Source organism: [Mycobacterium] manitobense (assembly GCF_025821665.1).
Lineage (GTDB): Bacteria > Actinomycetota > Actinomycetes > Mycobacteriales > Mycobacteriaceae > Mycobacterium > Mycobacterium arseniciresistens.
Genome location: NZ_JACKSJ010000010.1, coordinates 26,319 through 35,243 on the forward strand (window position 1 = coordinate 26,319; position 8,925 = coordinate 35,243).

Genomic DNA, 8,925 nt, shown 5'->3' on the forward strand with positions numbered 1-8,925 from the left:
CCTGGTGTTCACACCACCAGGCTGGGCAGCCGGTCGAGGCGGTCGCGGGTGTCGGTGCCGGGCAGTGGGTTCGACAGCTCGAGATGCCAGTCCGGGTGGTCGGCGACCAGCAGTGTGGTGGTGTCGAAGTAGAGCTCGCCCACCGCGGGATGTCGCACCGCCTTGACGGTCTGCGCCGGGGCGGTGACGTCGTGGCGTCCCCACAGTTCGGCGAACTCGGCGCTGACCGACCGCAGCCGCTGCACGAGGCGGCCGAACTCGCCGTCCTCAGGGAAGAGCGCCGCATCGGCACGAAAGGCGGCAACCACGGCAGGCGCTGCCGACTCCCAGTCCATCCGCATGTCGCGGTAGCGGATGCTGGTGAAGAACGTCACCAGGCAGTTCTCATCGGCGTCCCGGTAACCGAAAACCGTTTCGGCCCAGCCGTTGAACGCCAGCAGCCGCCAGTGCCGATCACGGACCACGGCAGGCGCGGGCCAGGTGTCGAGCAGCCTGCGCACCTCCGGGGTGACGGCGTCGCCGCTGCGGTCGGGCAGCGGCGGGTTCGCCCCGGCCAGCACGTACAGGTGCGCCCGTTCGTGCGGGTCGAGGCGCAGCGTCCGGGCGACCGCGTCGAGCACGTCTGCCGACACGGTGATGTCGCGGCCCTGTTCGAGCCACGTGTACCAGGACACCCCGACACCGGCGAGGACGGCGACCTCCTCGCGGCGCAGTCCCGGTGTGCGACGACGCCCGCTCGTGGGCAGGCCGACGTCGGCGGGCGAGAGCCGGGCCCGCCGGGACCGCAGGTAGGCACTGAGCTGATCACGCGTGGTCATGCCCGGCACAACACCGGATCGGCCCGCCCCGTTCCACCGCCTACCCTTGTCGGAGTGTCCGATCAGCCCCGCGACGACGTGCGTGCGTTGCGCGCCCGCCTCGACGGGCTCACCATCCGGGACGCGGCGCGGATCGGCCGCAGGCTGAAGAACCTGCGCGGCCCCGTCGACGCCGACCGTCTGGCGCAGCTCGCCGCGCAGGTCACCGCCGGTGAGGCGATCATCGCCGGCCGCGCCGCGGCAGTGCCTGCGATCACCTACCCCGACCTGCCCGTCAGCGACCTGCGCGGCGAGATCGCCACCGCCATCGGCGAGAACCAGGTGGTGGTGATCGCCGGGGAGACGGGATCGGGCAAGACCACCCAGCTGCCGAAGATCTGCCTGGAACTCGGCCGCGGCCTGCGGGGCACCATCGGCCACACGCAGCCACGCCGGCTGGCCGCGCGCACCGTCGCCCAGCGCATCGCCGACGAACTCGGCACCCCGCTCGGCGACGCCGTCGGCTACACCGTCCGGTTCACCGACCAGGTCAGCGACCGCACCCTGGTCAAGCTGATGACCGACGGCATCCTGCTCGCCGAGATCCAGCGCGACCGCAGGCTGCTCGGCTACGACACCCTGATCCTCGACGAGGCCCACGAGCGCAGCCTCAACATCGACTTCCTGCTCGGCTATCTGCGCGAACTTCTGCCGCGCCGCCCCGACCTCAAGGTGATCGTCACCTCGGCGACCATCGAGCCGCAGCGGTTCGCCGCCCACTTCGCCGACGCGGCGGGCATACCAGCGCCGATCGTTGAGGTGTCCGGGCGCACCTACCCCGTCGAGATCCGCTACCGGCCACTGGAAGTCGTCGTCCCGGCGGCGGACGGGGACGACCCCGACGATCCCGACCACGAGGTGGTGCGCACCGAGCTGCGTGACCCGACCGAGGCGATCGTCGACGCGGTGCGCGAGCTCGCGGCCGAACCGCCGGGCGACGTGCTGGTGTTCCTGTCCGGTGAGCGGGAGATCCGCGACACCGCCGAGGCCTTGCGGGCCGCACTCGATCCGCACACCGAGGTGCTGCCGCTCTACGCCCGGCTGCCGACCGCAGAACAGCAGAAGGTGTTCACGCCCAGGACCGGCGGGCAGGAGCGCAGCGACCGGGGAATCGGCACGGCTCACCGCCGGATCGTGTTGGCCACCAACGTCGCCGAGACGTCGCTGACGGTGCCGGGGGTGCGATACGTCGTCGACCCCGGCACGGCGCGCATCTCCCGCTACAGCCGTCGCACCAAGGTGCAGCGGCTGCCGATCGAGCCGATCTCGCAGGCGTCGGCCGCGCAACGGGCCGGCCGCTCGGGACGCGTCGCGCCCGGCGTGTGCATCCGGCTGTACTCCGAGGACGACTTCGCGTCGCGGCCCCGCTACACCGACCCCGAGATCCTGCGGACCAACCTCGCCGCGGTGCTGCTGCAGATGTCTGCCCTGGGACTCGGTGATGTCGAACGGTTTCCATTCCTGGATCCGCCCGATGCGCGCAGCATCCGCGACGGCGTGCAACTGCTGCAGGAGCTGGGCGCCTTCGACGAGGGCGGCGCGCTGACCGACGTCGGCCGCCGGCTGGCCCGGCTGCCGCTTGACCCCCGCATCGGCCGGATGATCCTGCAGGCCGACACCGAGGGCTGCGTGCGCGAGGTGCTGGTGCTGGCCGCCGCGCTGTCCATCCCGGATCCGCGCGAACGCCCCGCCGACCGGGAGGAGGCGGCCCGGCAGAAGCACGCCAGGTTCGCCGACGAGCAGTCCGACTTCATGAGCTACCTGAACCTGTGGCGCTACCTGCGCGAGCAGCGAAAGGAGCGGTCCGGCAGCTCTTTCCGGAGGATGTGCCGCGACGAGTTCCTGCACTACCTGCGGATCCGGGAGTGGCAGGACCTCAACGGGCAGCTGCGGAGCATCGCCCGCGACCTGGGCATCGTCGAATCGGACGACAAGGAGCCGGCCGAACCGGACCGGGTACACGCCGCGCTGCTCGCGGGGCTGCTGTCCCATGTCGGCATGCGCCAGGAGGAGTCGCGGGAGTACCTCGGCGCCCGCAACACCCGCTTCGTCCTGGCCCCGGGTTCGGTGCTGACCCGCAAGCCGCCGCGCTGGATCGTGGTGGCCGACCTGGTGGAGACCAGCAGGCTGTACGGGCGCATCGCGGCGCGGGTCCAGCCGGAGACGGTGGAGCGGATCGCCGGGGACCGGGTGCGGCGCAACCACAGTGAGCCGCACTGGGACGCCCAGCGTGGCGCGGTGATGGCCTACGAGCGGGTCACCCTCTACGGGTTGACGCTGGTGGCCCGCCGCCGCGTCGACTACACCCGGCACGATCCGGAACTGGCGCGCGAGCTGTTCATCCGGCACGCGCTGGTCGACGGCGAGTGGCAGACCCGGCACCACTTCTTCCGCGACAACGCCCGGCTGCGTGAGGAACTGGCCGAGCTCGAGGAGCGCACCCGCAGGCGCGACCTGTTGGTGACCGACGACGACATCTTCGCGTTCTACGACGCCCGGGTGCCCGCGGACGTGGTGTCGGCGCGGCACTTCGACGGGTGGTGGAAGAAGCAGCGGCACAAGACCCCCGACCTTCTCACCATGACGCGCGCCGACCTGCTGCGCAGTGACGTCTCGGCTGATCAGCCCGACCGCTGGGAGGCCGACGACCTGTCGCTGCCGCTCACGTATCGCTTCGAGCCGACCGCGCCCGACGACGGCGTGACCGTGCACGTCCCCGTCGACGTGCTGGCCCGCCTCGGCGGTGACCAGTTCGCTTGGCAGGTGCCGGCCTTCCGCGAGGAACTGGTCACCGAACTGATCCGCTCACTGCCGAAACCGCTGCGGCGCAACTTCGTCCCCGCACCCGACACCGCACGCGCCGTGCTTGCCACGCTGGATCCCGGGACGGAGCCGCTGCTCGACGCGCTGCAGCGGGAATTGCACCGCCGGACCGGGGTGCTGGTCCCCGTCGACGCGTTCGACCTGGACAAGCTGCCCGCGCACCTGAGGGTGACGTTCGCCGTCGAGGACGCCGACGGCGCCGAGGTGGCCCGCGGCAAGAACCTCGACGCGCTGCAGGAGAAGCTGGCCGGGTCGACGCGCCGGGCCGTCGCCGAGGCAGTCGCCGGCGACCTCGAACGCAGTGGGCTGCGCGGCTGGCCCGACGACCTCGACGAGCTGCCGCGCACGGTCGAACGCACCGTCGGCGGCCGGACGGTGCGCGGATACCCGGCGCTGGTCGACGCCGGCGCCGCGGTGGACGTGCGGGTGCTGGCCACGGCGGCCGAGCAGGGCGCCGCGATGACACCCGGCGTGCGCCGGCTGCTGAGGCTCTCGGCGCCGTCACCGGCCAAGGCCGTGGAACGCGCTCTGGACACCCGCACCCGGCTGGTGCTCGGCGCCAATCCCGACGGCTCACTGCAGGCGCTGATCGAGGACTGTGCCGATGCCGCCGTCGCCGCGCTGGCGCCCGTCCCGGTGTGGACGCGGGCCGAGTTCGCCGCGCTGCGCGACCGGGTGGCCGGCGCGCTGGTGCCGACCACGCTCGACGTCGTCGGCCGCGTGCAGAAGGTGCTGGCCGCGGCGCACGACGTGGAACTGGCACTGCCGCGGACACCGTCGGCGGCGCAGGCGGACTCGATAGCCGACATCCGCGACCAGCTGGCCGGCCTGCTGCCGCGCGGTTTCGTCGCCGCCACCGGCGCCGCCCACCTGAGCGACCTGACCCGCTACCTGACGGCCATCGGCAGGCGACTCGAGCGGCTGCCGCACGCGCTGAACGCCGACCGCGAGCGGATGGCCAGGGTGCACGCGGTGCAGCAGGCCTACGACGAGGTGCTGCGCGCACTCGCCCCCGGCCGGGCGGCGGGCACCGATGTTCGCGACGTCGCGCGGCAGATCCAGGAGTTGCGGGTCAGCCTGTGGGCACAGCAGCTCGGCACTCCCCGCCCCGTCAGCGAGCAGCGGATCCACCGGGCGATCGACGCCCTCATCTGAGCACGACTCATCTGAGCACGACGGCGGCGGCCACGGCCGCTACGGCGGTGAGCGCGAGGATCATCGTCGCGACCCCTGTCCAGCCGAAGCCGTCGAGCATGACCCCGCCCAGCCACCCGAACACGCTCGAACCGGCGTAGTACGCCAAGTTGTACAGCGACGCGGCCTGCGCCCGGCCGACGGTGGCCGCCCTTGCGGCCCACCCCGAGGCGATCGCGTGCACGCCGAAGAAGCCCGCGGTCGCGACCACCAGGCCGGCAAGCACCACGACCACGTGGGTGGCCAGCGTCGCGGCCACACCCGCCGCCATCACCGCGGCCGCCGCGAGCAGCACCGGCTTGCGGCCGAATCGTGATGCGGCCGCTCCGGATCGGGCCGACGACCAGGTGCCGGCCAGGTAGGCCACGAACACCAGGCTGATCACCGTGTGCGGAAGGCCGAACGGCGGCGCGGACAGCCGGAAGCCGAGGAAGTTGTAGAGCGCGACGAAGCCGCCGGTGAGCACGAACGCGACGGCGAACAGCGTGAGCTGTTGGGGCGAGCGCAGATTGACGGCCAGCCGGCGCAGCAGGCCGCATCCACGGCCGGCTGCCTGCCCGACCATGAAGCCGCGCTGCGCCGGGATCAGCGCGATGAACGCCACGGCCGCGACGGCGCAGAGCACCGACACCGAGAAGATCCCGAGCCGCCACGTCGTGGCGTCGGCGACGGGCCCGGCCAGCAGGCGGCCGGTGAGCCCGCCGATCGTGGTGCCCGCCACGTAGGTGCCCGCGGCGCGGGCGGCGTCGCGCGGGTCGATCTCCTCGGTGAGGTAGGTGAGCGCGACGACGGGCACCGCACCCACCATCAGACCCTCAAGGAAGCGTCCGGTCAGCAGCAGCGGCATGGTCGGCGCGAACGGCGTCACCAGGCCGAGCAGCGTCGCGGCGACCACCGCGCCCGACATCGCCCTGACCCGGCCGATCCGGTCGGAGACCAGTGACCAGGGGATGACGCCGACCGCGAGGCCGATGGTGGCGACGGAGATCAGCAGCGCGGCCCGCGACGCCGTGACGCCCAGTTCGGCGGAGACCTGCGGCAGCACCGCCTGCGGCGCGTAGAGCTGGGCGAAGGAGGCCAGGCCCGCGCAGAACAGCGCCGCCAGGGCGCGGCGGTAGGCCCGGGTGCCGCGCGCGTGTCCATTCCGGTCGAGATCGAGCGCTTCGACGGTGGCGGTCACCCGGGAAACGCTATGAACGGCGAATCAATGTGTCCAATGCATGCAACGACGCACGGTGATACGACACACGCATCATTCGACGGCGGCGCCGAGGAACGCGGCGAACCGGCGCGCCGCAGGAGACATCGGCCGCGCCGCGTGCCACGCGAGGCCCACTGACCGCCGGGCGTGCGGGTTCGTCAGCGGGATGTACGCGGCGGCCGGTTCGCCGCGGGGCGGCGCCGGCATCGGCACGACGGCCACCCCGAGGCCCGCGGCCACCAGTCCCTCCACCGTGGGCACCTCGATCGCCTCGAAGACCACCCGGGGACTGACGCCGTCGGCCGCCCACAACTGGTCGGTCAACGCGCGCAGCGCGAACTGTTCGCCCAGCGCGACGATCGGTTCGCCCGCCGCCTCGGCCAGCCGGATCCTGCGCCGCCCGGCGAACCGGTGATCGCGCGGGACGACGAGGCACAGTCGCTCGACATGGAGCTGATGCCAGCCGAATTCGCCGTTCTCCGGTCGTGGTGCGGTGATCGCCAGGTCGACCTGACCGCCGCCCAGGTATTCGGCGATGTCGTAGGCCGCGGCCTGGCGCAGGAGCATCCGCACCCGCGGCGCCTCGGTGCGGAACCGGCCGAGCAGATCGGGGACGAACCAGCTCGCCAGCGAGTGCAGGAACGCCAGCCGCACGGTGCCGCCCTCGGGATCGCGCAGGGCCGCGATCCGATCGGTGGCCGAGGTGATCTCGGCGATGCTGCGCTGCGCGTGTTCGAGCATGATCTCGCCGTACACGTTGAGGCGCAGCCGCCGGTTCACCCGGTCGAACAGCTGGGTGCCGACCCGCTCCTCCAGGCGGGCCAGGGCCCGCGACAGCGTGGGCTGGGTGATCCGCAGCTCGGCGGCCGCATCGGTCATGTGCTGGGTCTGCGCCAGGACCACGAACCAGTGCAGCTCGTCGAGGTTCACAAATCAGACGATACGACGCCCAAACGACGATCGTGGCTGGTAGGAGGGCTCATCACCGGATATTGACGCGCCCCTGGCTTGTGGATGCCGATTGCCGTAGCGTGGGGTGCAGCGGTCACCCGGCCCTCGCGGCCGACGACCTGTGGAACTCCCACGAATGACCTTGCATCGGGTTGGGACGTAGCCCTCTGCAGTACCGGGCGTCGAGACGACGCCATCAAGGCGCTGAATGCGCCGGGAAGTCCGAGGAATCCCTCATGGACGGACACATCTCTATCTCGAGCACCATCACAACGCTTCCAGGAATCGAACTCACCGAGGCCCAGCTGGGCTCCGCGATCGTCATCAACGTCGGCGGGTGTGTCGACATGCGCACCGCCACAGAGCTGACCACCGCCATCGAGATGGCCTGCAGCAAGAAGCCGGCGGGCGGGGTGATCGTCGATCTCACCGGCGTCCGCTTCCTGGCCGCCGCAGGCATCAACTCGCTGCTGGCCGCCCGCTGGGGCTCCGCCGCCGCCGCGTTCGGAGTGGTCGCCGCCGGACCGGTCACCAGCCGGCCCATCACGGTGCTCGGCCTCAACGACGACCTGGCGCTCTTCTCCACCGTCGACGACGCGCTGATGGGCCTCACCGCCGCCTGAGTTCCGCGCGCTACTTGGTGCCGAACATGCGATCGCCGGCGTCGCCGAGACCGGGAACGATGTACCCGTGCTCGTCGAGCCGGCGATCGATCGCTGCCGTGTAGATCGGCACATCGGGGTGGGCGTCCTGCAGCGCCTCGATCCCCTCGGGGCAGGTGAGCAGGCAGACGAACTTGATCGAGCGCGGCGAGCACTCCTTGAGCCGCTCCACCGCGGCCACCGCCGAGTGTCCGGTGGCCAGCATCGGATCGACCACCACCACGTCGCGCTCGTCGAGGTCGCCCGGCATCTTGAAGTAATACTCGATGGCGACAAGCGTTTTCGGATCCCGGTACAGGCCGATGTGGCCGACCCGCGCCGCAGGCACGACGGTCAGCATGCCGTCCAGGATGCCGGTGCCCGCACGCAGGATCGACACGAAGACGAGCTTCTTCCCGTCGATCACCCGGCTGGTCATCGTCTCCAGCGGCGTCTCGATCTCGATGTCGTGCATCGGCATGTCCCGGAGCACCTCATAGGCCATCAGCGCCGAGATCTCCTGCAGCAGACGGCGGAAGCTGTTCGTGGACGCCTCCTTCCGGCGCATCAGTGTGAGCTTGTGCTGCACCAGCGGGTGCTCGACGAGATGGACCCCGGCCATGTCAGAACACCGTCCCGTCGCTGCTGACCGTCAATGGTGGCAGCCCCCCGCGCAGCCGGCCCGCGAGCGCCCTGCCGGTCGCCCAGGTGCCGCCCTCGAGGATGCACGCCAGCGGCAGATCCTGCGCGCCCACGCCGAGTTCCGAGCGCACCAGCGGCGCCAGGTCGTCGAGCAGTGCCACGGTCAGCGCACGCCATTCGACGACCAGTTCGTCGCCGGGCCGCCACGTCTGCGTGGTCCACGCCGCGTCGCGCAGATGCAGGACGCCGGTGTCGAGCAGCAGGCCGCCGTTGCGGTACTCGGGCAGCCCGGTCAGCGCGCCGACGTCGTCGGCCCGCACCCCTGCCCACTCGAACGGCTCGAGCAGCGAATAGGTCAGCCACTGTGACAGCTTGTGGAACGGCACCCAACCCGCGGTCAGGCCCGGCCCGGGGACCGCGTCGTGGCGCCAGCAGTCGCCGAGCCGCTCGGCTCCGATCACGTTGTCCGCGGGCCAGATCGGCGCCATGGTGGTCAACAGTTGCGCCAGCAGCGCCGGGGCCGAGAGCCGTCCGTCGGCCGCGGCCAGCGCGTCGAAGAGCCCGCCGGGGCGGCCCTGCGGACCGAACACGTCCGGCCGGGCCGCCAGCGCAGCAC

General features: G+C 71.7%; 7 protein-coding genes. 2 read left to right on the top strand and 5 right to left on the bottom strand.

What is annotated here, in order from left to right; all coding sequences use genetic code 11:
* Positions 1 to 8 precede the first annotated feature (8 nt).
* The gene (locus tag H7I41_RS00775) at positions 9 to 818 is read right to left on the bottom strand and encodes a helix-turn-helix transcriptional regulator (protein ID WP_264010639.1); all 810 of its coding nucleotides are present in this window, start codon (positions 816 to 818) and stop codon (positions 9 to 11) included.
* A 54-nt stretch (positions 819 to 872) separates the two neighbouring features.
* Between H7I41_RS00775 and hrpA the strand changes: the two genes are divergently transcribed.
* Positions 873 to 4,835 (top strand): ATP-dependent RNA helicase HrpA, encoded by a 3,963-nt coding sequence (hrpA, locus tag H7I41_RS00780; protein WP_264010640.1) that lies wholly within the window; start codon positions 873 to 875, stop codon positions 4,833 to 4,835.
* 7 nt (positions 4,836 to 4,842) lie between these two features.
* On the opposite strand, the gene H7I41_RS00785 is transcribed toward hrpA, so the two are convergent.
* Together H7I41_RS00785 and H7I41_RS00790 are read right to left on the bottom strand one after the other, a co-directional pair.
* Entirely contained in the window at positions 4,843 to 6,054 is a 1,212-nt protein-coding gene (locus H7I41_RS00785; RefSeq protein ID WP_264010641.1) for an MFS transporter, read from the bottom strand.
* Positions 6,055 to 6,126: 72 nt separating this feature from the next.
* Positions 6,127 to 7,005 (bottom strand): LysR family transcriptional regulator, encoded by an 879-nt coding sequence (locus H7I41_RS00790; protein WP_264010642.1) that lies wholly within the window; start codon positions 7,003 to 7,005, stop codon positions 6,127 to 6,129.
* A 257-nt stretch (positions 7,006 to 7,262) separates the two neighbouring features.
* Here H7I41_RS00790 and H7I41_RS00795 point away from each other — a divergent pair, with 257 nt between their 5' ends.
* Complete coding sequence (locus H7I41_RS00795; protein WP_264010643.1) at positions 7,263 to 7,649, top strand: STAS domain-containing protein; 387 nt, start codon at positions 7,263 to 7,265, stop codon at positions 7,647 to 7,649.
* Between the two features lie 10 nt (positions 7,650 to 7,659).
* Here the strand turns inward: H7I41_RS00795 and upp are convergent, their stop codons facing one another.
* Together upp and H7I41_RS00805 are read right to left on the bottom strand one after the other, a co-directional pair.
* Entirely contained in the window at positions 7,660 to 8,289 is a 630-nt protein-coding gene (gene upp / locus H7I41_RS00800; RefSeq protein WP_264010644.1) for a uracil phosphoribosyltransferase, read from the bottom strand.
* Position 8,290: 1 nt separating this feature from the next.
* Positions 8,291 to 8,925: DUF1688 family protein (locus tag H7I41_RS00805; RefSeq protein WP_264010645.1), on the bottom strand; the 635-nt coding region annotated here is incomplete at its 5' end.